Source organism: Pseudomonas sp. S36 (assembly GCF_016647875.1).
Lineage (GTDB): Bacteria > Pseudomonadota > Gammaproteobacteria > Pseudomonadales > Pseudomonadaceae > Aquipseudomonas > Aquipseudomonas parafulva.
In genome coordinates this window covers 104,049-126,228 of sequence record NZ_JACVVG010000004.1, presented here as the reverse complement: position 1 = coordinate 126,228, position 22,180 = coordinate 104,049, and the positions used below count along the sequence as shown (strand labels likewise).

The window sequence follows — 22,180 nt, the reverse complement described above, 5'->3', positions numbered from 1 at the left end:
TTTGCATCTACCTCAGCAGCGCCTTACTTGCCTTCCCAGCGCTTGAGCACCAGGGTGGCGTTGGTGCCGCCGAAGCCGAAGCTGTTGCTCATGACCGTGTCGATCTTGGCGTTTTCTTCGGTTTTGCGCAGGATTGGCAGGTCGGCAACCTCAGGGTCCAGCTCGTCGATGTTGGCGGAGCCGGCGATGAAGTTGTTTTCCATCATCAGCAGGCAATAAATCGCCTCGTGTACACCGGCAGCGCCCAGCGAGTGGCCCGACAGGCTCTTGGTCGAGCTGATTTTCGGCGCATTGCCGCCAAACACTTCCCGCACACCCTTGATCTCGGCAACGTCACCTACGGGGGTGGAGGTGCCGTGGGTGTTCAGGTAGTCGATTGGGGTGTCGACAGTCGCCAGTGCCTGCTGCATGCAGCGAATGGCGCCTTCACCGCTTGGCGCGACCATGTCGTAGCCATCGGAAGTGGCGCCGTAACCGACGATCTCGGCGTAGATCTTGGCGCCACGGGCGAGGGCGTGTTCCAGCTCCTCGACCACGACCATGCCGCCGCCACCGGCGATGACGAAGCCGTCACGGTCGGCGTCGTAGGCACGGGAGGCCTGTTCGGGGGTGTCGTTGCGCTTGGTCGACAGGGCGCCCATGGCATCGAACAGGAACGACTGGCTCCAGTGCTCTTCTTCACCGCCACCGGCGAACACGATGTCCTGCTTGCCCCACTGGATCTGCTCCAGCGCGGTGCCGATGCAGTGCGCGGACGTGGCGCACGCCGACGAGATCGAGTAGTTCAGGCCCTTGATCTTGAACGGGGTGGCCAGGCACGCCGACACGGTGCTGCCCATGGTGCGGGTAACCCGGTACGGGCCCACACGCTTGACGCCTTTCTCGCGCAGGGTGTCCAGCGCTTCCATCTGGTTCAGGGTCGATGCACCGCCGGAGCCTGCCACCAGGCCGGTACGCGGGTTGGAAACCTGCTCTTCGGTCAGGCCGGCATCCTTGATTGCGTCCTGCATGGCCAGGTAGGCATAGGCAGCGGCATGGCCGACGAAGCGGAAGACCTTGCGGTCGATCAGTTCTTCGAGGTTGAGGTCGATGGACCCGGAAACCTGGCTACGCAGCCCCATTTCCTTGTATTCCGGGTTGGAACGGATACCCGAACGGCTGTTGCGCAGGTTTTCGGTGACGGTAGCTTTGTCATTGCCCAGGCACGATACGATGCCCAGACCAGTGATAACGACGCGGCGCATGCGAATAACCCTTAGAAATTGTCAGTGGAGGTGAACACGCCGACCCGCAGGCCTTCGGCTGTGTAGATCTCGCGGCCGTCTACGCTGACAGAACCATCGGCGATGGCCATGTTCAGCTTGCCTTTCAGGACGCGCTTGATGTGAATGTTGTACGTGACTTTCTTGGCGGTGGGCAGCACCTGGCCGAAGAATTTCACCTCGCCCGAGCCCAGCGCACGACCGCGGCCTGGCAGGCCCTGCCAGCCGAGGAAGAAACCGACCAACTGCCACATGGCGTCAAGGCCCAGGCAGCCTGGCATGACGGGGTCACCTTCGAAGTGGCAGGCGAAGAACCACAGGTCCGGGGTGATATCCAGCTCGGCGACCAATTCACCTTTGCCGTACTTGCCGCCTTCTTCACTGATGTGGGTGATGCGATCGACCATCAGCATGTTCGGCGCGGGCAGTTGCGCATTACCTGGGCCGAACAGCTCACCGCGACTGCAGCGCAGCAGGTCTTCCCGAGTAAAGGCGTGTTGTTTGGTCATGCGAGCTCCTCAATAACCCCCTGCGGCAGGGGATGAATCTTCCCGGCCGGCCCGTTACGCATCGCGTCCGGGGCGGCAGCCTACAGGTAGACTATTGCGTTGTGGTGAAAGTCACAGTGCGCCTGTCGAAAGAAGTACAGGTGTGCACTGAAACGTCTATTTTCAGGTCCGAAGAACGTCCTGTCCAGTCTTTAAGACTGCCGCACTTTAGCATTTATCGCCAGTCGCGGTTGCCTCCCCCGGCAGCCAACGCTGCAACACCTGCTGCAGTTCACTGCGGCGCAAGGGTTTGCTCAGGTAATCGTCCATGCCCGCAGCCAGGCATCGCTCGCGGTCGCCCTGTAGCGCATTGGCCGTGAGGGCGATGATCGGTAGGGCTTTGCCGTTGGGCAGCAGGCGGATACGGCGGGTAGCCTCGAAACCGTCCATGAACGGCAGGCCGCAATCCATCAGGATCGCATCGAACCGTTGCTGTTCTACCTGGGCGACGGCTTGTTGACCGTCGTCGGCCGTGCTTACGTCCAGGCCCAGGCTGCGCAGCATGGCCTCGGTGACGCTCTGGTTGACCAGGTTGTCCTCGACCAGCAGCACCTGGCGCCCTTCACCCCACTGCTGTTGGCCTCGTTCGGGTGCTGCCGCCGTTGCCTCAGGCCGCGTCGTGAGGGTGAGGGGCATCTCCAGGGTAAAGGTGGACCCGCGGCCCTCGCCGCTCTGGCCACGCAGGTTGCCACCCATGCGTTCGGCCAGCGTTCGGGCGATGGACAAGCCCAGCCCGGTGCCGCCGTAACGGCGCGAGATCGAGCTGTCGGCCTGCTGGAACGCCACGAACATCAGTTCGAGGCGTTCGCTGTCGATGCCGATACCGGTGTCGCGTACGTCACAGGTAAGCCAGATCAGCTGGTCATCCAGGGCTTGCCAGCGCGCCTGCACCTGCACATGGCCATGTTCGGTAAACTTCAGCGCGTTGCCAATCAGGTTCAGCAGGATCTGGCGGATGCGCGTAGGGTCACCGTTCACCTGCAACTGCGCCGTATCGGCTGCCAGTTCCAGTTGCAGGCCCAGGCCTCGTTGCTGGGCAGTGTGCTGGAATGACTGCACGCAACTGCTGATGAGTTCGCCGAGGTTGAAATCGATGTGCTCCAGTTGCAGCGCGTCGCGCTCGATCCGAGAGAAATCGAGAATATCGTTGATGACCTTGAGCAGGTGCCCGGTGGATTCGCTGGCCACCGCCGTGTAGTCGGCCTGCTCGTTGCTCAGCGGGGTGGTTTCGAGCAGTTGCAGCATGCCCAGTACGCCGTTCATGGGCGTGCGCAGTTCGTGGCTCATCATGGCCAGGAAGTCCGACTTGGCGCGGTTGGCCTGCTCGGCTTCTTCCCGTGCCTGGATCAGCTCGGCGATGGCCTGTTTCTGCTCGGCGCTGGCTTGTTCCAAGGCGTGGGCCAGGTTGTTGATGTGGCGGGCCAGGTGGCCGAGTTCGCTGTCATCCACCACCGGCACAGGTGTGTCGTACTGCCCCTGCTGAATGGCTTTCACCGCATGGCCCATGTCACTGATCGGCTTGGCCAGGTTCAGCGCCAGGCGCCGGGCCAGCAGGAAGGTGAACAGCAGGGCGAACAGGGCCAGTACAGCCGCCTTTATGACGATTTCCTGCTGGCGCTGGCTGAAGGCATCGTCCGACATGCCAACGATCACCCGGCCAAGGTAGTCATCCCCAATGGCCGGTGCAGCGCTCGGGCCTTGCTGCAGGAAGTCGTTCTCCAAGCGGATTTGCTGCAGGCGGATGGGCGCCTGGAACACTTCCACCCGCTGCGCGCGGTTGATGCTTTCGTCCGACTGCTCAACGTAGACCAGGATATGGTTACGGCTGTCCTGCACTTCCAGAAAGCGCACGTGCGGGATGGTCAGGGTGGCGCGCATGAGGCTTTCGAGCACTTCGTTGTTACCCGAAATCACCCCGTACTCCGACGCCGGTGCCAACTGGTTGGCGATCAGTTGGCCGGTGTGGTTGAGCTCCTGGCGCAAGTCCTGGATGCGCACGAACGTGAAGAAACTGATCAGCAGCAGGGTCAGCAACAGGGCAGGGCCGAGGCTGATGATCTGGGTGCGGGTGTGGATGTCCCAGCTCAGGCGTTTGCTCATGGCGTGGGGGCTCCTTCGGCCAGCGCCTTGGCGGCAACGTTGACGTCGATGGGTTCAAGGCCGAGGGCGCGTGCCACCTGCTGGTTGCCGCTGACCCCAAACCGGTGGGGGTACAGGCTGCGCGGCCACCGTGCAGGCGCTTGGTCGAGCAGGTGGTCCAGTACCGCGATCCAGTCGTCCTGGTCGCTGTAGGTGCTGGCCAGGGCGCCGGCGCGCACGAATGCGGCGTTCGGGCCAATCAGTGCCATTTGCCGGCCGTAGCTGCTCAACAGCAGGTTTTTCGCGGTCTTGGAGTTATACAGGTCAGGGTCGTCGAGCCCCAACAGCACATCACTGTTGGCCAGCACGTGTTGAAGCGGGCGGCTGTCGAGCGGGTCTGGCCACGCCTGGGCGACGATCTCCAGCCCCAAAGGGCCGGCAGCCTGACGCAGTTCGTCAAGCAAAAAGCGGCTGTGTTCACCGTAGAGCACCCCAACGCGCTGGGCCTGCGGTAACAGGTAATGGGCCAGGCGCAGTTGCCGGCCCAGCGGCGGGTCGCTCCACAGCAAGGTGAGAAACCCGGGGCGGGACTTTCCCAGGCGCTGTTCAACCTGTACCCGCCCTACGCGCATCGCCAGTGCCGGCGGGCCGGCGCTCTCCGACAAGCGCCATTCCAGTGCATCGTTATCCAGCAGTACCAGGCGCTGATCCGGCTTCAGGCTGCCTGGGCGCGGCAGGTCGGTGGCCGACTGAAAGTGCACGTGGTCATGGGGGCGGCGGCTTTCCAGGGCCGCAATGAAACTGCGGATACCCGGCTGGTCCTGGGCCCCGACCAGCAGGATTTCGCCGGCGGACAATGGCCCCATTGGCCATAGACACAGCAGCATCAGGCGCAGCAGCAGGGCCATCAGAACTCCAGCTCCGCGCTCACGCTCAGCCGATGGCGGCTGTCGTAGCGGTTCTGCACGGCGGTGGTCGGCTCGTCGTCCAGACGCTGTTGCCACAGTGCGGCCAGCTCGAGGCTGTTGCCGTAGACCCGCCAGCGCTTGGCCAGGCGCAGGTCCAGGCGTTCGTAACGGTATTGGTTGAGCGCATCGTCGCCATAGTAGAACACCGCACTGGACCAGCCATCGCCCCAGTTCCTCATCCAGCCAGCCGACCCGCTGTTGTGCGCACTCAGGCGGCGGTCATCCGGGTTGCTGGCCCAGGCGTCCACATGGGCATAGGTCAGCCGCAGCCGGTCGCGCAGGGTAGGGCGCCAGTCAAGCTGCGCCTCGCTACCGCTGAAGCGGGCGCGGTTGGCATTGCTGGCGATGTACTGGTTATTCTTCAGCGGCTCGCTGATCATCCCGGTGATCTCGTCGTAGAACAGCTTCACATCCATGCTCAGGTCGATATCGCTGAAGTAGCCGTTGTAGCCCACCTCGCGTGAGCGCATGCGCTCCTGCTCCAGGTCGCCAGGCCCGCGCGTCTTGACGAAGTACTGGCCGCGCTGCTGGCCAAAGGCATACGGGCTGAGGTTGGTGACTGTGTAGCTCCAGTTGACGTTGTTCTCGAACATGTCCGGCGAGCGCACCGCCTCCGAGTACACCGCCCGCAGGCCGTGGCGCGGGGTGATCAGGTAATTGACCGCCACCCGCGGCGTAAGCGAGCTGCCAGACAGGCGCGAGTCCTCCAGCATGGCGCCACCCTGCACGATCCAGTGCTCGTCGGCGCGCCATTCCAGTTGCCCGAACAGGCGCCAGGTCTGGTCATCGACGCTGCCGTTGAAGTAGGTCTGGGAGTCGGCACGATCATACCGGTAGTTCATGCCACTGAGCAGGCGCAGGTTGTCGGTCAGGCTCAGGGTGTCCTGGATTTCCAGGTCGTAGCGGGTTTCGCGGGTGCTCTGGTCGACGTCGCCGCAGACCACATTCTTGCCACCGCCGGTTTGCCACTGCGCCTTGATGGCCTCGACCAACGCCTGCTCCTGCGGGTTGCTGCTGGGGGGCGGGTTGTTGGCGCCACGGGCCACCTGCTCGGCGTAGTTGGGGTTGAGCTGCCACAGGCGCGTGAGCTCGGGGCTGAACGACAACGCCGCATCGCACGCCCGCCAGACCTGCTGGCGGTCGAAGTGCTGCGCCGAGCCTTGAACGTACAGGCTGTGGTCCGGGTTGAAGTCGATGTTCCAGCGGACTGACCCTGCGTAGTCCTTGGCGTCGACATCGGCATTGTCGCCGCGCTGGGTGACGTAGGGGAACACGGGCTGGTACGTATAGGGCCGCTGGTTACTGCCCTCCTTGGCTGCCAGTTGCCATTCCAGGGTCTGGTCGGGCGCCAGGGTGTGGCTGGCGCTGAGGTTGAAGCGGGTGGCGCGGCGGCTGTCCCGGTAATCCTGGCCGAACTGGTTGTGGTCGAAGCCGTCATCCTGCTGCCCCGACAGCGACACGCGCATGTCGCCGCCGTCCCAGCCGAAGCCGTGGCTGGCATAGAAATCATTGATACCGTTCTGGCCACGGGTCATTTTCAGGCGCGTGCCATGGCTGTCTGCCGGGTTGCGGGTGAGAATGTTGACCACGGCCATCAGTGCATTGGCGCCATAGCTGACGGTGTTGGGCCCGCGGAACACCTCGATGCGCTCGATGTCTTCCATGGCCAGCGGTATATCGCTCCAGTCCACCGTGGCCAGCCCGGCCCGGTACACCGAACGCCCGTCGATCAGCACCTGCATGCGGCGCGCCTCGTTGGCGTTGCTGCCGTGGTAGTTGACCGTGGGCTGGTTGCCCGCGCCGTAACCCACCATCATGCCCGGGACCAGGCGCAGCAGTTCGGGGATATCCCGTGCACCACTGGCGCGGATCAGTTCGCTGTCCAGCACGGTCATGCTGCCTGGCACCGCCGCGGGGGATTGTTTCAGCCGCGTCGCGGTCAGAACCTGTGGCAGGTCGGTATTGTCGATGAACAGGTCGTCGGCCACGGCTGGCGCACCGAAGAGGGCGGTCAGTACGAGCAGGTGCGGGTACGGGGGCGAGCCAGGGAACACGGAGCGGCCTTGTATCAGAGTTGAATTAAACAGGCATGGTAACTGACCTTTGGCGTTTTGCCAGTGATCTGCGCCGGGTTGTACGCCGGTTGTGGGATTATCGCCACCCGCCTTGGCGCGGGCCTGGCGAGCCGTATAATGCGCCCGTCGCCACTTACTTTTTGGCTTTAACGGATTGGATATGACTGAACAGCAACCTGTTGCAGTTCTGGGGGGCGGCAGCTTCGGCACCGCCGTGGCAAACCTGCTGGCGGAAAATGGCGTGCCGGTGCGCCAGTGGATGCGCGACCCGGCCCAGGCCGAGGCCATGCGCGCCAACCGCGAGAACCCGCGCTACCTCAAGGGCATTCGCCTGCAGGACGGCGTTGAACCGGTCAATGACCTGCTGGCTACGTTGCAGGCCTGCGACCTGATCTTCGTCGCACTGCCGTCCAGCGCCTTGCGCAGCGTGCTGGCCCCCCATGCCGAGCTGCTCAGCGGCAAGGGCCTGGTCAGCCTGACCAAAGGCATCGAGGCGCAGACGTTCAAGCTGATGAGCCAGATCGTCGAAGAAATCGCCCCTCAGGCACGTATCGGCGTGCTGTCCGGCCCGAATTTGGCCCGGGAAATCGCCGAGCATGCGTTGACCGCAACGGTAGTGGCCAGTGAAGACGAGCTGCTGTGCCAGCAGGTACAGGAGGTGCTGCACGGGCGTACCTTCCGGGTCTACGCCAGTGGCGACCGGTTTGGCGTCGAACTGGGCGGGGCGCTGAAGAACGTCTACGCCATCATCGCCGGCATGGCGGTGGCCCTGGGCATGGGCGAGAACACCAAGAGCATGCTGATTACCCGCGCCCTGGCCGAGATGACCCGTTTTGCGGTAAGCCAGGGTGCCAACCCCATGACTTTCCTCGGGCTCGCGGGTGTCGGTGACCTGATCGTCACTTGTTCCTCGCCCAAAAGCCGTAATTACCAGGTTGGCCATGCCCTGGGCCAGGGCCTTAGCCTTGAAGAGGCGGTCAACCGCCTGGGCGAAGTGGCCGAGGGCGTGAACACCCTCAAGGTGCTCAAGGCCAAGGCCCAGCAGGCGCAAATCTACATGCCGCTGGTGGCGGGCCTGCACGCCATTCTGTTCGAAGGCCGTACGCTGGATCAGGTCATCGAGCACCTGATGCGCGCCGAGCCCAAGACCGATGTCGATTTCATTTCCATCAGCGGCTTCAACTGAGCCGCAGGTGGCTTTCGTCGCAGCAAGGAGCGAAACATGAACGATACCCCCGAACGCGCCCAGCGCGAGTCCATCATCCTGCGGGTGGTGTGGATGCTGGTGTTTGCAGTGGTGTGGCAACTGGCCGAGCTGCTGCTCGGTGGCCTGGTGCTGGTGCAGCTGGTCTATCGCCTGATCTATGGTGCCCCCAGCGCCAGCCTGATGAATTTCGGCGACAGCCTCAGCCAGTTCCTGGCCCAGATCGGCCGTTTCGGCACTTTCCACACCGACCAGAAGCCCTGGCCGTTCGCTGACTGGCCAGCCCCGCGTGCCCCCGAAGGCGAGGCCGCGCACAGCGTGCCGCCGGCCCCGCACCCGGTTCGCGATGAGGAACCGAAGCTGTGAACCTGTGGGTATTGCGCCACGGCGAAGCCGAACCACGGGCCAACACGGATGCCGAACGGCGCCTGACGGCCCATGGCCGCGAGCAGGTGCTGCACAGCGCCGCACGCCTGTTGGGCAAACCCTTGCAGGCAATAATCGCCAGCCCGTATGTACGGGCCCAGCAAACTGCTGCGCTGGTGCACGGCACCCTCGGCTTCACCGAACCGGTCCGCACCGTGCCTTGGCTGACCCCTGAAAGCGACGTGCAGCAGGTGATCGGCGAAATCGAGCAGCTGGGCTTGCAGCATGTGTTGCTGGTCAGCCACCAGCCCCTGGTCGGCCACCTGGTGACGATGCTCGAGCAGGGGGCTCACCAGCGTCCCGCGGCCATGAGCACAGCCAGCCTGGCTGAACTGGAAGGCGACTGGCCACTGGCCGGGCTGATGACGCTCAAGGGCATCCATTCGCCTGCGTGAGCGGGCGCCATGGGTGAACGTTCTTGAGTCGGCAACTGGCATTTCTGTCAGTTGCCCCGAGTGCTGGCCTGTTGCTAGCTTGGCCGCACATTTCGCGCTCAAGGCGGCTTGCATGACAGGCGATATCTGGGAGTTGTTGAATTCGCTGGACCTGCAGTCCACCGTGGCCAAGGTAGAGCAGGGCGTTGCGCTTGATTTTGCCCAGCATAGCCTGCTGCGGGAGGTGGCCGATGCCAGGTTCTACCAGCTGATGCGCAAGGTCAGCGCCGCCAGCCTGGAACCTGCGACCCGCGAGCTTATCGAAGCTGACCTGCGGGCCCTGCAGGAGGCCTGCCTGCATGTTGCCCATTTGCTGCAGATCAGCTGCCTAGCACTGCGTCGGCTGGGGCTCGACGCCGCCGAACAGCGCCTGGCCCGCGAGGCGCTGGAAAGCCAGCAGGCCTGCATTCAGGCTTGCCTGCGCCGCTCGCTGGCGAGCTTCGACCGCTCGGCGTGACCTGATTGCCCTTGCCGATGACCTATCCGAACGTTGCCTGAACGTGCGCGGGTGCCGACAATGGGCCATCACCCATCGCCCGGATACGCGCCATGTCGCAGCCGATCTTCTTCGCCCACGCCAACGGCTTTCCATCGGCCACCTACGGCAAGCTGTTCGCTGCCCTGGCGCCGGACTACCATGTGCAGCACTTGCCCCAGCATGGCCACGACCCGCGCTTTCCGGTGGATGACAACTGGCAGAACCTGGTGGACGAGCTGTTGCATCACCTGGCGTTGCAACCGCAACCGGTGTGGGGGGTGGGCCACTCGCTGGGGGGCGTTTTGCACCTGCACGCGGCCCTGCGCCGGCCCGACCTGTACCGCGGTGTGGTCATGCTTGACTCACCCGTGCTTACCCGTGCCGATCAGTGGCTGCTGCGCATCGCCAAGCGGTTGGGGTTCATCGACCGCATCACCCCCGCAGGGCGTACGCTGGGCCGCCGTTCGGAGTTCGATGACCGGGACAGCGCGCGGCAGTATTTCGCCGGCAAATCGCTGTTCCGCCAGTTTGACCCGGAGTGCCTGGACGCGTACATCGAGCACGGGCTTCTTGAGCAGCAGCAGAAACTGCAGTTGCGCTTTGACCCCGCCACCGAAATCAGCATCTACCGCAGTATCCCCCATACCAGCCCGGCGCCTGCTCGCCAGCTGCAGGTGCCGCTGGCGATGGTGTGCGGTGAGCGCAGCGACGTCATCCGCCGCCACCATACCTTCACCGTGCGTGGCATGCCGCGGGGGGAGTTTCACAGCGTGCCAGGTGGGCACATGTTCCCGCTCGAGCGGCCCGCCGACACCGCCAGCCTGTTGAAGGGGCTATTCGACCGCTGGGGGCAGGCATGAGCGCGGCGGTGGAAGAGGTTCGCCTGAGCCTCGGCCATATCGAGCTGGCCGCCCATTTGTTCGGCCCCGAGGACGGCCTGCCGGTCATTGCCCTGCATGGGTGGCTGGACAACGCCAACAGCTTCGCGCACCTGGCCCCACGGCTGAAGGGCCTGCGCATCGTGGCGCTGGACCTGGCAGGCCATGGGTACTCGCAGCATCGCCCCCCGGGTGCCGGTTATGCGCTGGCAGACTACGCCCATGACGTGCTGCGGGTGGCTGAGCAGCTGGGTTGGCAGCGGTTCGCGCTGCTTGGGCATTCGCTGGGGGCCATCATCTGCGTGCAACTGGCCGCTGCCTTGCCCGACCGGGTCAGCCACCTTGCCCTGATCGACGGCGTAATCCCGCCCACCGGCGGTGAACAGGATGCCGCCGAGCGACTGGGCATGGCGTTGCAGGCGCAACTGCGGCTCGATGGCAAGCGCAAGTCGGTGTATGCCACCCAGGAGCAAGGCGTGCACGCCAGGATGAAAGGCATGGTGGCCGTCAGCCGCGAGGCCGCCGAGCTGCTCGCACAGAGGGGCCTGATGCCGGTGCCGGGGGGGTACAGCTGGCGCAGTGACAGCCGCTTGACCCTGCCGTCGCCGGTGCGCCTCAGCGAAGCCCAGGCGATGGCCTACGTGATGCGGGTCAGTTGCCCGGCGCGGCTGGTGGTTGCGCAGAGTGGCATGCTGGCACGCAACACCGGGCTGCTGGAGCAGCTACCCTTCGAGCAGGTGACACTGCCCGGTGGCCATCACCTGCACCTGAACGATGAGCAGGGGGCGCAGCTTGTCGCAGACTGTTTCAATCGCTTCTTTGGCTTTGCTTGACTTGCACCGGACAAGTGTCGAGGCTTGGCGGGTTGATCAGGGAGACAACCATGCAGCTGCCAGACATCCACATGCTTCACCTCGGCGCCGCGCGCCGCGTGGTTCGCCAATGAGCGCGCCCATTGCCCTGCGTTGCGCCTTGGCGGCCGGCCTTGCGCTGGCCAGCCCGCTGCTGTGGGCCAGCAGCCTGCCGGTGCCGGTAGATGCCAAGGTGGTCGACCAGCGGCCATCGGTGGAGCAGGAGCGCATTTACCCCATGGGCCCGCTGCGCAAGATCAGTGGCCGCCTGCGGGTTGAAAACAAGGTCGAAAGCCGTGGCCAGGTCAGTTCGGTTACCTACGAACTGCCGGTCGAACGCACCGCCCGCGAAGCGTTCACCAGTGCCCGCGAGGCCCTGCAGCAGGCGGGCGGCTACCCGCTGTTCTGGTGCCAGGGCCGCGATTGTGGCGAGGCCAGCATCTGGGCCAACGACGTGTTCGCCAATGCCCGCCTCAATGGGGGTGACGAGCAGCAGGCATTTATCCTGCTGCGCCGCTCCGCAGAGCAAGCCGACACCCTGGTCGCGCTGTACAGCGTCACCCGCGGCAACCGCCGTGCCTACCTGCATGTCGAAGAATTCGTCGCAGCCAGCCCGCTTGGCGATCTGTTGCCCACCGCCGCCACCGTACTGCGCGAAATGCGCGACACCGGCAAGCTCGACTACCCGGACCTGGCAGCGCCCAACGCTGACTGGGCCACCCTGTTGGCGCGTAGCCTGAACCTCGACAGCACGCTGCGGGCAAGCCTCAGCGGTGCCAAGGCCGAAGACTGGCGCCAGGCACTGATAAAGGCCGGGGTACGCAGTGCGCGCCTTGAAACGGGTGATGCGCCAACCGATGGCCTGCACCTCGAACTGATCCGCTGAACGAGCAACACCATGCTTAACAACGACCGCCTGCTGGTCCAGATCCTGCTGCTGGCACTGCTGGGCGCTGGCCTGTGGGTCATGGCGCCTTTCATCTCGGCCCTGTTGTGGGGCGCCATCCTGGCCTTCGCCAGTTGGCCGGTGATGCGCCTGCTCACCCGCGCATTGGGCGGTCGAGAAACCCTGGCAGCCAGCCTGCTGACCACCGCCTGGATTCTTATCGTGGCCCTGCCGCTGGTATGGCTGGGCTTCAACCTGGCCGACCACATTCGTGACGCCACGGCATTCGTGCGGGATGTGCAGGTCGATGGCCTGCCAGACGCCCCCGCCTGGGTAGGCAGCCTGCCTTTCGTCGGTGAACGGCTGGTGAGTGGGTGGCAGTCCCTGGACCAGCAGGGCGCTGCACTGCTGGCGTCGGTCAAGCCTTACCTGGGGCAGGTGGGCAACTGGTTGCTGGCCCGCAGCGCGCAGATCGGCAGCGGGGTGCTGGAGCTCACCCTCAGCCTGGTATTCGTGTTTTTCTTCTACCGTGACGGCCCACGGTTGTCGGCGTTCGTGCTGCGCCTGCTGCACCGGCTGATGGGCGAACGTGCCGAGTATTACCTCAACCTGGTCGCCGGCACCGTGCAACGGGTGGTCAACGGGGTGATCGGCACTGCCGCGGCGCAGGGCCTGCTGGCCATGATCGGCTTCCTGATTGCGGGTGTGCCCGGCGCCATCGTGCTGGGCCTGGTTACCTTCATGCTCAGCCTGATCCCCATGGGCCCGCCGCTGGCCTGGATTCCGGTCACCGGCTGGCTGGTGTGGAAGGGGGATTACGGCATGGCCGTGTTCATGAGCATCTGGGGCACCTTCGTCATCAGCGGCGTGGACAACGTGCTCAAGCCCTACCTGATCAGCCGCGGTGGCGACCTGCCCTTGGTCATCGTGCTGCTGGGCGTTTTCGGCGGGCTGTTGGCCTTTGGCTTCATTGGGCTATTCATCGGGCCGACATTGCTGGCGGTGGGCTACAGCCTGCTGCTGGACTGGAGCCGCAACACGGAATCAGGTAGATAGCCGAAGAGGCAGGGGAGTGGTTGTTTGCCTATCATTTTTGGCAGTATCGGTACGCGCGCAGTTCACATAAAGTTGAGATCTTCCAGTCAATGACGAGACATAAGAATGTATTTTACGGCTTATGGATATCTCCACTGTTTGACGCATTTGCGCTCTGTTCTCGGCTTCAACGGGCAGATCCAGTCAGGTCCTTTTTATTTGCTGGGAAACGGCCACAGGGGGTATGAAGCGGCGCTCATGCGGTTCATTTCGCCTGACCATTTAAGCCCATTCGGCCAAGGTGGTTTGAACAGCTATGCATATTGCGAAAATGACCCCGTGAATTTGGTAGATCCCAGTGGCCGGGGCCCGGTACCAAAATTTCCAGGTCCACCTCGGCTGTCTGTTGCCTGGTTGGATAGGCCAAATCCGCCCACTGTTCAACCACCCCTTCTAGTACGTGAACCAAGCACATATCCGCCGTCCTATCAGCGCCTTAAGGCAGAAGAGCAGAAGCGACACATAGCTAAGCTGGACAGGAGAGCGATAGATAAAGATCGCATGGGTCGTCACTACGACAGATTAGCCCCTAATGGTTTCGCAAAAAACGATGGCGTGCTGTCCATTACCCCCGAGCAGCGAGTTGAACTGCGTCAGTACGAATCCAGCAACAAGAGAATGATCGGTTTATCTGTTAAGGATAGTCAGGAGCTTCGAGGTGCTGTTCTCGACAGCCTAGTAACCGATCAGCCAGTGCGCTTGGAAAATGGTTATTATATGGAGCAGATAAGAAAGTTCCTGAATGGTCTTCCTAACGGGGATACGAAAACGTACAGACAGCTTGATGGGGCTCGTTCCAACATAGCCTCAGCCATCAGGCGAGTCCGGAAGACTGGTACATAGGTTCCCGCGACGCTCGCCGCATCTTTGCTCCCGCGCTGTTCTCGTGCTTCGTCACGCGACGGGATGCCATTTTTACGGTTATCATCAGATGGAGCTTGACCGTCACGGCGCTTACATTAGTAAGCTGGGCAGGACAGCCTTCGCTCTAGCCGCGGTCAACACCGGTGAGAATTTTACGCATTCTTTATACCAACCCTCCCTGAGCGATCTCGCCCCTTTACGCGTCTGAACCGGACAATTCCCCCAAAGCGGCCACTGCCGCACCAAGGGGAGAACCATTCATGAACGTACTCGACGGGTTGTCACTGCTGCTGGCAGTGGCATTGGCGGTTTACCTGCTGGTGGCGCTGTTGTGCGCCGACCGCAGCTAGGTGGCGCCCATGCACAGTTACGACATCGCGTTGCTGCTGGCATTTTTTGCCATCGTCCTGTTACCTGCACCCTGGCTCGGGCGCTTCTACTACAACGTCATGGAAGGCCAGCGCACCTGGCTCACCCCCGTGCTGGGCCCGGTCGAACGGGCGTGCTACCGGCTGGCAGGGGTGTCGCCAGGGCATGAGCAGGGCTGGCGGCACTATGCGCTGGCCCTTCTGGCGTTCAACCTGGCCGGGTTCGTGCTGCTGTTCGGGGTTTTGTTGCTGCAAGGCCATTTGCCCCTGAACCCCCAGCACCTGCCAGGGCAGGAATGGTCACTGGCACTCAACACGGCCGTGAGCTTCGTGACCAACACCAACTGGCAGGCCTACAGCGGGGAGGCTTCCGTCAGCTACCTGAGCCAGATGCTCGGGCTGACCGTGCAGAACTTCGTCAGCGCCGCCACAGGCCTGGCAGTGCTGGTTGCCCTGTGCCGCGGCATTGCACGGCGCACGTCGGCCACGTTGGGTAATTTCTGGGTCGACCTGACCCGTGCCACGCTGTACGGCCTGTTACCCCTGTGCCTGGTGCTGGCACTGCTGCTGGTGTGGCAGGGCGTACCGCAAACCTTCACCGACTATGCCCATGCCTTGACCCTGCAAGGTGCCGAACAGGTCATCCCGCTGGGCCCTGCTGCCAGCCAGATCGCCATCAAGCAGCTGGGCACCAACGGCGGTGGCTTCTTCGGCGTCAACTCGGCGCACCCGTTCGAGAACCCCACGGCGTTGAGCAACCTGCTGGAGGTAGGCGCGATCATCGTCATCCCGGTGGCCTTGGTATTCACCTTCGGCCACTACGTAAAAGACCTGCGCCAGAGCCGCGCGATTCTGGCCTGCATGCTGGCCCTGTTCCTGATCGGTGGCGCCACCGCGCTGTGGTCCGAACACCAGCCCAACCCGGCCCTGCAAAGCAGCCAGGTGCAGCAGACCGCACCGCTGGAGGGCAAGGAAAGCCGCTTCGGCGTAACGGGCTCGGTGCTGTGGACGGCTACCACCACGGCCGCTTCCAATGGTTCGGTCAATGCCATGCACGACAGCCTCAACCCACTGACCGGCATGGTCGCCATGATCAACATGATGGTCGGTGAGGTGATCTTCGGCGGGGTGGGGGCGGGCCTTTACGGCATGCTGCTGTTCGTGTTGATCGCGGTGTTTCTGGCCGGGCTGATGATTGGCCGCACACCCGAATACCTGGGCAAGAAACTGCAGGCCCGTGAGGTGCAACTGCTGGTGGCGACCCTGCTGGTGATGCCGGTCGGCGTGCTGGTGCTCGGGGCCATCGCTGCCAGCCTGCCAGGCCCTGCAGCGGCCATCAGCAACCCAGGGCCCCACGGCTTCAGCCAACTGCTGTATGCCTATACCTCGGGTGCTGCCAACAACGGTTCGGCGTTCGCCGGGTTTGGCGCCAACACCGTGTTCCACAACCTGATGATCGTGCTGGCGATGCTGATCGGGCGCTTCGGCTACATCCTCCCGGTGCTGGCGCTGGCCGGTAGCCTGGCGGCGAAGCGCAGCGCTGCGCAGGGGCTTAACAGTTTCCCGACCCATGGGCCGCTGTTCACCGGCCTGCTGCTGCTGACCATCCTGCTGGTAGGGGGGCTGACTTTCCTGCCCACACTGGCCCTTGGGCCGGTCGCCGAACACCTGAGCCAGGTCTACTGAGGACTCACCATGAACATGCCCATTCCTGAAGTGAAGGCCCGGCACGCCTCCGTCGACCAGACCCGCCTGGCTGCCCTGTGGCGCCCGGCCCTGGTGCAGGCGTTCATCAAGCTCGACCCGCGCCAGCTCAAGCGCTCCCCGGTCATGCTGGTGGTGGCCATCACTGCGCTGTTGACCACGCTGTTGTGCCTGACACCCGACAGCGGGGTGAGCACGGGCGTCGCCGTGCAGATCGCGCTGTGGCTGTGGTTTACCGTGCTGTTCGCCAATTTCGCCGAAGCCTTGGCCGAAGGCCGCGGCAGGGCCCGCGCCGACAGCCTCAAGGCAGGCAGCCAAGGCCTGGCTGCCCGGCGGCGCCTGGGCGATGGCAGCTACGAGACGGTCGCCGCCAGTGCGCTGCGCAAAGGCGATGTGGTACGGGTGGAGGCTGGCGAGATGATCCCCGGCGACGGCGAGGTCATCGAAGGCATCGCCGCCGTCAACGAGGCCGCCATTACCGGTGAGTCCGCCCCGGTGATTCGTGAGTCGGGCGGGGATCGCTCGGCGGTTACCGGCAACACACGGTTGGTGTCTGACTGGCTGGTGATCCGCATCGTCAGCAACCCCGGTGAATCGACCCTGGACCGCATGGTGGCCTTGGTCGAAGGCGCCCGCCGGCAGAAAACCCCGAACGAGATTGCCCTGGATATTCTGCTGATCGGGCTCACCCTGGTATTTCTGATCGTGGTGGTGACCTTGCAGCCGTTCGCCCACTTCGTCGGTGGCAGCCTGCCGCTGATTTTCCTGGCCGCATTGCTGGTCACGCTGATCCCCACCACCATCGGCGGGCTGCTCTCCGCCATCGGCATCGCCGGCATGGACCGCCTGGTACGCCTGAACGTCATCGCCCGCTCGGGACGCGCGGTGGAGGCGGCCGGCGACGTGCACACGCTGATGCTCGACAAGACGGGCACCATCACCTTCGGCAACCGCCGCTGCAGTGCCTTGCATGCGGCACCTGGCATTACCCCGCGCGAGCTGGGGGAGGGCGCCTTGCTGGCGTCGCTGGCCGATGACACGGCCGAAGGCAAATCGATCGTGGAATACCTGCGCCAGCTGCACGGCTTCGTCGAGCCAGCTGCTGGCCAGTTCGAGCCGGTGGCATTCACCGCGCAGACGCGGCTGTCGGGCATTGATGTGGGCCCGCGCCGCTACCGCAAGGGCGCGGTGGACGCGGTGCTGGCCTTCGTTGGCATGCAGCGCCTGGACGTGCCAGCCGCGCTGGCCCGCGAGATAGAACGCATTGCCCAAAGCGGTGGCACGCCATTGCTGGTATGTGTCGACAAGCGCCTGCTGGGGGTGATCCACCTCAAGGACGTGGTCAAGCCGGGTATCCGCGAGCGTTTTGCCGAATTGCGCAAGTTGGGTATCCGCACCGTGATGGTGACCGGTGACAACCCCCTGACGGCCGCTGCCATCGCCGCTGAGGCGGGGGTTGACGACGTACTGGCCGAAGCAACGCCCGAGAAGAAGCTGGCCCGCATTCGCCAGGAGCAGAACGACGGGCGCCTGGTCGCGATGTGCGGCGACGGGGCCAACGACGCCCCAGCGCTGGCCCAGGCGGACGTAGGCATGGCCATGAATGATGGCACCCAGGCTGCTCGCGAGGCCGCCAACATGGTCGACCTGGACAGCGACCCCACCAAGCTGCTGGACGTGGTGCAGGTGGGCAAGGCGCTGCTGGTGACCCGTGGCGCACTCACCACCTTTTCCATTGCCAACGATGTGGCCAAGTACTTCGCCATCCTGCCGGCGTTGTTTGCCGCCATCTACCCGCAACTGGGGGCGCTGAACCTGATGCACCTGGCCAGCCCGCAGAGCGCGATTCTGTCTGCCATCGTGTTCAACGCACTGATCATCGTGGTGCTCATCCCGCTGGCGCTGCGCGGGGTGCGGGTGCAGGCCGCCAGCGCCGCGCAGCTGCTGCGGCGCAACCTGCTGATCTACGGGCTGGGCGGCATCGTCGTGCCGTTCGCGGGGATCAAGCTGATCGACTTGCTGCTCAACGCCTTGCACCTGGTCTGAGGAGGCCAACATGAATGCTTACCTACGCCCGGCCTTGAGCCTGGTGCTGTTGATGACCCTGTTGACGGGTGCGCTGTACCCCCTGGCCGTGACCGGTATTGCCCAGCTTGTGTTCCCCACCCAGGCCAACGGCAGCCTGGTGCGTGACGAGCAGGGCCAGGTGCGCGGCTCGGCGTTGATTGCCCAGGCGTTCACGGGCGATGCGTGGTTCCATTCGCGGCCTTCGGCAGGTGCCTATGCCACCGTCGCCAGTGCGGCCAGCAACCTGTCGCCGGGCAACCCGGCCCTGGCCGAGCGGGTGAAGGGCGACGCTGCGCAGCTGTACCAGGCGCAACTCGGGCCGGTACCGCTGGCGCTGCTCACAACCTCTGGCAGCGGCCTGGACCCGCACCTGCCGCCAGAGGCTGTGGCCTACCAGATCCCGCGCGTGGCAGCAGCGCGAAACCTGCCCCCGGCGCGCTTGCAAGGCCTGCTGGAACAGGCCACCCTGCACCCGTTGATTGGCCCGCCGGTGGTCAATGTGCTGGCGCTCAACCAAGCATTGGCACGCCTGAGCGACTAGCCGTCGAGACAATGGCAGGCACGCGCGCAGCTCGCGACGGCGTGCCCAGCAGGCCCGAACGACGCACCTCACCCAAGCAGAACCCAAGGACCGAAACATGAGCGATTCCGCCCGCGCCGACGCCCTGCTGGCCACGCTCCCGCGTACCGGCCGGGGCCGCTTGAAGGTGTTTCTCGGCGCTGCCCCCGGTGTCGGCAAGACCTTCGCCATGCTCAAGGACGCCCACGCCCGCCAGCGCCAGGGCCAGGCGGTGCTGGCGGCAGTGGTGGAAACCCACGGGCGCGCCGAAACCGAGGCGCTGCTGGCGGGCTTGAAACAGCAACCCCTGCTGCGCAGCGAGTACCGCGGCGTCACCCTGGAGGAGATGGACCTTGATGGCGTGCTTCAGGGCGCAGCCGGCCTGGTACTGGTCGACGAGCTGGCCCACACCAACGCCCCCGGCAGCCGCCATGCCAAACGCTGGCAGGATGTGCAGGAACTGCTGGCCGCTGGTATCGATGTGTACACCACCCTCAATGTCCAGCACCTCGAGAGCCTCAATGACAAGGTGCAGGACATTACCGGCGTGCGGGTCCGCGAAACCGTACCGGACTGGGTGCTGCAGGATGCCTTCGAACTGCTGCTGATCGACCTGCCGCCCCGCGAGCTGCTGGAGCGCCTGCGTGCCGGCAAGGTCTACGTGCCAGAACAGGCGCGGGCGGCGGTGGATGCATTCTTCTCGCCGAGCAACCTCAACGCCCTGCGGGAACTGGCCATGCAGGCCGCAGCGGCCCAGGTGGACGTGGATGTTGCCCAAGGTTACCGACAGCGCGGTGAGGCGGCGCCGGCCTTGCGTGGGCGTTTGCTGGTGGGCGTTGACGGTGACGATCAGGCTGAGCGGCTGGTGCGTCATGCCAGTCGTGTGGCGCAGCGCCGGCACCTGCCGTGGAGCCTGGTGCATGTGGACAACGGCGGGGTACGTGACGAAGCAGGCCGCCAGCGCCTGCAAGCGGCGCAGCAGCTGGCCGAGCGCCTGGGCGGCGAGGTGGTGGTGCTGCGGGCAGGGGAGGTGGCGCACACGTTGATTCAGCACGCGGCCGAGCGGCGCGCCAGCCTGGTGCTGGTGGGGCAGACCCGACAGCGCCTGCGCCGGCGGCTGTTCGGGGCGGGCGTGGCCACGCGGCTGCTGCGTGCCAGCCACGGCCTGGAGGTCAACGTACTGGCCCGTGACGCGCAGCGCCCGGCACCACGGCCAGTGGTGCGGCAGGTTTGGGTTTGGCGTCATTACGTGCTGGCGCTGTTGGCTACGGTCACGGCAGCCGGCCTGGCCTGGGCGGTTGCCAGCGTGCTGGCGTTGCCCAACATATCGCTGGTATTTCTGGCGGCAGTGCTGCTGGTGGCAGTGCGCAGCAGCCTGGGCCCTGCGTTGGCGTGCGCGCTGTTGTCGTTTCTGGCCTACGACTTTCTGTTCATCCCGCCGAATTTCTCGTTGAGCATCCAGCGCGAAGAAGACGTGCTGACCTTGGTGTTCTTCCTGCTGATGGCTGCACTCACCGGCAACCTGGCGGCCCGTCAGCGCCGCCAGTTGCAGGCCCTGCGTGAAACCCAGGCGCAAACCAGTCAGTTGCTCGACCTGTCACGCCGGCTGACGGTGGCAACCGACCGGCAGGCGGTGCTCACTGCGGCCAGCCAGTACCTCGATGGCCAGCAAGGCTTGCAGGTTTGCCTGCTACAGCGCGATGCCGAGGGCCAGTTGCAGGTGGCCAGTGGCGAGGTGCCGCGCTTCAGCGCCACTGAACAGGCGGCGGCGCAGTGGGCCTGGCAGCATTGCCAGGCGGCAGGCCGCGGCAGTGATACGCTGCCGGATGGCCGCTGGTGGTGGTGGCCATTGGTGGTCGATGAAGCCCCCCTGGCGCTGCTGGGCGTTTGCCTGCGCTCCGGCCAGCCCCTGGGCGACCCGCACCGGCGCCTGCTGCGGGCGTTGGGGCAACCCTTGGCCCAGGCCCTGGCCCGCGCGGACCTGGCCGAACAGCTGGAGGCGGCGCGCCTGCAAGGTGAAACCGAGCAACTGCGCAGTGCCTTGCTGGCATCGGTGTCCCATGACCTGCGTACGCCGCTGACGGCCATGCGCGGCAGTATCGACAGCCTGTTGGCACTGGGCGAAGCGATCCCGGTGAGCGACCGCCGCGAGCTGTTGGAGGGCACCCGCAACGAGGCGGAACGCCTGGACCGCTACATCCAGAACCTGCTGGACATGACCCGCCTGGGCCACGGCAGCCTCAAGCTGGCCCGTGACTGGGTAGCCCCGGCCGACATTGTCGGCAGTGCCTTGCAGCGCCTGCGTGCAGTGCTGGCGCCCTTGCAGGTGCACACTGACGTGCCTGCGCAATTGCCGCTGCTGTTCGTGCACGCCGCGCTGATCGAGCAGGCACTGGTCAACGTGCTGGAAAACGCCGCGCGCTTTTCGCCGCCTGCAGGCCGTTTGCAGTTGCAGGTAACCGTGCACCACCCGCAATTGCGCATGGCCGTCAGCGACGAAGGGCCCGGCATTCCCCTGGCTGACCGGGCGAAGATCTTCGACATGTTCTACACCGCCGCCCGTGGCGACCGGGGCGGGCAGGGCACCGGGCTGGGCCTGGCGATCTGCCTGGGCATGATCGGAGCGCATGGGGGGCAGATTCTGGTCGACGACGGCATTGATGGTAAGGGCACCTGCATCACCTTATGCTTGCCGCTCCCCGTCCAACCTGAAAGCGAAAGTGAAATGCCATGAGCCAAACCGCCACCTTGCTGGTCATTGATGACGAACCGCAGATTCGCAAGTTCCTGCGCATCAGCCTGGCATCCCAGGGCTACAAGGTGCTCGAGGCGGCCACCGGCGCCCAGGGCCTGGCCGAGGCCGCCTTGGGCAAGCCTGACCTGGTGGTGCTCGACCTGGGGCTGCCAGATATGGACGGCCAGCACGTGCTGCGCGAGCTGCGTGAATGGAGTGCGGTGCCGGTGATGGTGTTGTCGGTGCGCGCCAGCGAACTGCAGAAGGTGGATGCCCTGGACGGTGGCGCCAACGATTACGTGACCAAGCCGTTCGGCATCCAGGAGTTTCTGGCGCGGGTGCGGGCGCTGTTGCGCCAGGTGCCGCAAGCAGAGGGCGCCGAGGTTGCACTGCGCCTTGGGCCGCTGACCGTGGACCTCGCGTTTCGCCGTGTCACCCTCGATGGGGCCGAGGTGGCCCTTACGCGCAAGGAATATGCGCTGCTGGCGCAGCTGGCCCGCCACCCAGGCCGTGTAATTACCCAGCAGCAACTGTTGAAGGATATCTGGGGCCCCACCCATGTGGACGATACCCACTACCTGCGCATCGTGGTCGGGCATCTGCGGCAAAAGCTTGGCGACGACCCGACTGCGCCGCGCTACATCATCACCGAACCCGGGGTGGGCTATCGGCTGGTGGCGCCGGCGGGTTGAGCCGGCCG

General features: G+C 64.7%; 20 protein-coding genes and 1 pseudogene. 16 read left to right on the top strand and 5 right to left on the bottom strand.

All coding sequences use genetic code 11. The features are described 5' to 3' along the window. Positions 1-23 precede the first annotated feature (23 nt). The 5 genes from fabB to IAE36_RS03565 all read right to left on the bottom strand — a co-directional run bounded on the left by fabB (position 24) and on the right by IAE36_RS03565 (position 6,911). Positions 24-1,244 (bottom strand): beta-ketoacyl-ACP synthase I, encoded by a 1,221-nt coding sequence (gene fabB, locus IAE36_RS03585; RefSeq protein WP_060481494.1) that lies wholly within the window; start codon positions 1,242-1,244, stop codon positions 24-26. Between the two features lie 11 nt (positions 1,245-1,255). Then, the gene (fabA, locus tag IAE36_RS03580; RefSeq protein ID WP_008089108.1) at positions 1,256-1,771 is read right to left on the bottom strand and encodes a 3-hydroxyacyl-[acyl-carrier-protein] dehydratase FabA; all 516 of its coding nucleotides are present in this window, start codon (positions 1,769-1,771) and stop codon (positions 1,256-1,258) included. A gap of 207 nt (positions 1,772-1,978) precedes the next feature. After that, a complete protein-coding gene (locus IAE36_RS03575; protein WP_201210237.1) occupies positions 1,979-3,910 on the bottom strand; it encodes an ATP-binding protein in 1,932 nt (643 codons plus the stop codon). Then, positions 3,907-4,797 (bottom strand): ABC transporter substrate-binding protein, encoded by an 891-nt coding sequence (locus IAE36_RS03570; RefSeq protein WP_201210230.1) that lies wholly within the window; start codon positions 4,795-4,797, stop codon positions 3,907-3,909. Before IAE36_RS03570 ends, IAE36_RS03575 begins: the two co-directional genes overlap by 4 nt. Beyond that, positions 4,797-6,911, bottom strand: a complete 2,115-nt coding sequence (locus tag IAE36_RS03565) for a TonB-dependent receptor plug domain-containing protein (RefSeq protein ID WP_201210228.1) — start codon at positions 6,909-6,911, stop codon at positions 4,797-4,799. Before IAE36_RS03565 ends, IAE36_RS03570 begins: the two co-directional genes overlap by 1 nt. 181 nt (positions 6,912-7,092) lie before the next feature. On the opposite strand from IAE36_RS03565, the gene IAE36_RS03560 reads away from it, so the two are divergent. From IAE36_RS03560 to IAE36_RS03490, 16 genes and pseudogenes are all read left to right on the top strand, one after another. Then, positions 7,093-8,118, top strand: coding sequence for an NAD(P)H-dependent glycerol-3-phosphate dehydrogenase (locus IAE36_RS03560; RefSeq protein WP_028632237.1), 1,026 nt, complete (start codon positions 7,093-7,095; stop codon positions 8,116-8,118). A gap of 36 nt (positions 8,119-8,154) precedes the next feature. After that, on the top strand, positions 8,155-8,502 hold the full coding sequence (locus IAE36_RS03555) for a DUF4389 domain-containing protein (protein WP_028632238.1): 348 nt from the start codon (positions 8,155-8,157) through the stop codon (positions 8,500-8,502). Further along, positions 8,499-8,957: a phosphohistidine phosphatase SixA gene (gene sixA, locus IAE36_RS03550; RefSeq protein WP_060481488.1), complete on the top strand. Its 459-nt coding sequence runs from the start codon at positions 8,499-8,501 to the stop codon at positions 8,955-8,957. Before IAE36_RS03555 ends, sixA begins: the two co-directional genes overlap by 4 nt. A 112-nt stretch (positions 8,958-9,069) precedes the next feature. Continuing rightward, on the top strand, positions 9,070-9,453 hold the full coding sequence (locus tag IAE36_RS03545; RefSeq protein ID WP_201210226.1) for a hypothetical protein: 384 nt from the start codon (positions 9,070-9,072) through the stop codon (positions 9,451-9,453). A 92-nt stretch (positions 9,454-9,545) separates the two neighbouring features. Further along, positions 9,546-10,334: an alpha/beta fold hydrolase gene (locus IAE36_RS03540; RefSeq protein ID WP_201162970.1), complete on the top strand. Its 789-nt coding sequence runs from the start codon at positions 9,546-9,548 to the stop codon at positions 10,332-10,334. After that, positions 10,331-11,185, top strand: a complete 855-nt coding sequence (locus IAE36_RS03535; protein ID WP_201210224.1) for an alpha/beta hydrolase — start codon at positions 10,331-10,333, stop codon at positions 11,183-11,185. Before IAE36_RS03540 ends, IAE36_RS03535 begins: the two co-directional genes overlap by 4 nt. A gap of 109 nt (positions 11,186-11,294) precedes the next feature. Then, positions 11,295-12,089 (top strand): DUF4892 domain-containing protein, encoded by a 795-nt coding sequence (locus IAE36_RS03530; protein ID WP_201210222.1) that lies wholly within the window; start codon positions 11,295-11,297, stop codon positions 12,087-12,089. A 12-nt stretch (positions 12,090-12,101) separates the two neighbouring features. Continuing rightward, complete coding sequence (locus tag IAE36_RS03525) at positions 12,102-13,145, top strand: AI-2E family transporter (RefSeq protein WP_201210220.1); 1,044 nt, start codon at positions 12,102-12,104, stop codon at positions 13,143-13,145. A 105-nt stretch (positions 13,146-13,250) separates the two neighbouring features. After that, a pseudogene (locus IAE36_RS23620) lies at positions 13,251-13,475 on the top strand (RHS repeat-associated core domain-containing protein); the annotation flags it as partial. Positions 13,476-13,685: 210 nt separating this feature from the next. Then, positions 13,686-14,027, top strand: a complete 342-nt coding sequence (locus IAE36_RS23615) for a hypothetical protein (RefSeq protein WP_236408561.1) — start codon at positions 13,686-13,688, stop codon at positions 14,025-14,027. A 281-nt stretch (positions 14,028-14,308) separates the two neighbouring features. Beyond that, positions 14,309-14,398 carry a K(+)-transporting ATPase subunit F gene (gene kdpF, locus IAE36_RS03515; protein ID WP_033727914.1) on the top strand — a complete coding sequence of 30 codons (90 nt, stop codon included), beginning with the start codon at positions 14,309-14,311 and terminating at the stop codon, positions 14,396-14,398. 9 nt (positions 14,399-14,407) lie between these two features. Continuing rightward, on the top strand, positions 14,408-16,102 hold the full coding sequence (kdpA, locus tag IAE36_RS03510) for a potassium-transporting ATPase subunit KdpA (RefSeq protein WP_201210217.1): 1,695 nt from the start codon (positions 14,408-14,410) through the stop codon (positions 16,100-16,102). 9 nt (positions 16,103-16,111) lie between these two features. Then, complete coding sequence (kdpB, locus tag IAE36_RS03505; protein WP_201210216.1) at positions 16,112-18,166, top strand: potassium-transporting ATPase subunit KdpB; 2,055 nt, start codon at positions 16,112-16,114, stop codon at positions 18,164-18,166. Between the two features lie 10 nt (positions 18,167-18,176). Further along, on the top strand, positions 18,177-18,728 hold the full coding sequence (gene kdpC / locus IAE36_RS03500) for a potassium-transporting ATPase subunit KdpC (RefSeq protein WP_028632247.1): 552 nt from the start codon (positions 18,177-18,179) through the stop codon (positions 18,726-18,728). Positions 18,729-18,825: 97 nt separating this feature from the next. Continuing rightward, positions 18,826-21,480, top strand: a complete 2,655-nt coding sequence (locus IAE36_RS03495; RefSeq protein WP_201210215.1) for a sensor histidine kinase — start codon at positions 18,826-18,828, stop codon at positions 21,478-21,480. Then, positions 21,477-22,172: a response regulator gene (locus IAE36_RS03490; protein ID WP_201210214.1), complete on the top strand. Its 696-nt coding sequence runs from the start codon at positions 21,477-21,479 to the stop codon at positions 22,170-22,172. Before IAE36_RS03495 ends, IAE36_RS03490 begins: the two co-directional genes overlap by 4 nt. The last annotated feature ends 8 nt before the right edge of the window (positions 22,173-22,180 follow it).

Bases quoted from the DNA above. Each gene is read 5' to 3' on its own strand.
- IAE36_RS03555 (WP_028632238.1), top strand. From the start codon at position 8,155: ATGAACGATACCCCCGAACGCGCCCAGCGCGAGTCCATCATCCTGCGG.
- IAE36_RS03530 (WP_201210222.1), top strand. From the start codon at position 11,295: ATGAGCGCGCCCATTGCCCTGCGTTGCGCCTTGGCGGCCGGCCTTGCG.
- IAE36_RS03575 (WP_201210237.1), bottom strand. From the start codon at position 3,910: ATGAGCAAACGCCTGAGCTGGGACATCCACACCCGCACCCAGATCATC.
- kdpB (WP_201210216.1), top strand. From the start codon at position 16,112: ATGAACATGCCCATTCCTGAAGTGAAGGCCCGGCACGCCTCCGTCGAC.
- IAE36_RS23615 (WP_236408561.1), top strand. From the start codon at position 13,686: ATGGGTCGTCACTACGACAGATTAGCCCCTAATGGTTTCGCAAAAAAC.
- kdpC (WP_028632247.1), top strand. From the start codon at position 18,177: ATGAATGCTTACCTACGCCCGGCCTTGAGCCTGGTGCTGTTGATGACC.
- IAE36_RS03495 (WP_201210215.1), top strand. From the start codon at position 18,826: ATGAGCGATTCCGCCCGCGCCGACGCCCTGCTGGCCACGCTCCCGCGT.
- IAE36_RS03525 (WP_201210220.1), top strand. From the start codon at position 12,102: ATGCTTAACAACGACCGCCTGCTGGTCCAGATCCTGCTGCTGGCACTG.
- IAE36_RS03570 (WP_201210230.1), bottom strand. From the start codon at position 4,797: ATGGCCCTGCTGCTGCGCCTGATGCTGCTGTGTCTATGGCCAATGGGG.
- IAE36_RS03490 (WP_201210214.1), top strand. From the start codon at position 21,477: ATGAGCCAAACCGCCACCTTGCTGGTCATTGATGACGAACCGCAGATT.
- fabA (WP_008089108.1), bottom strand. From the start codon at position 1,771: ATGACCAAACAACACGCCTTTACTCGGGAAGACCTGCTGCGCTGCAGT.
- IAE36_RS03560 (WP_028632237.1), top strand. From the start codon at position 7,093: ATGACTGAACAGCAACCTGTTGCAGTTCTGGGGGGCGGCAGCTTCGGC.
- IAE36_RS03540 (WP_201162970.1), top strand. From the start codon at position 9,546: ATGTCGCAGCCGATCTTCTTCGCCCACGCCAACGGCTTTCCATCGGCC.
- kdpA (WP_201210217.1), top strand. From the start codon at position 14,408: ATGCACAGTTACGACATCGCGTTGCTGCTGGCATTTTTTGCCATCGTC.
- IAE36_RS03545 (WP_201210226.1), top strand. From the start codon at position 9,070: ATGACAGGCGATATCTGGGAGTTGTTGAATTCGCTGGACCTGCAGTCC.
- fabB (WP_060481494.1), bottom strand. From the start codon at position 1,244: ATGCGCCGCGTCGTTATCACTGGTCTGGGCATCGTATCGTGCCTGGGC.
- kdpF (WP_033727914.1), top strand. From the start codon at position 14,309: ATGAACGTACTCGACGGGTTGTCACTGCTGCTGGCAGTGGCATTGGCG.
- IAE36_RS03535 (WP_201210224.1), top strand. From the start codon at position 10,331: ATGAGCGCGGCGGTGGAAGAGGTTCGCCTGAGCCTCGGCCATATCGAG.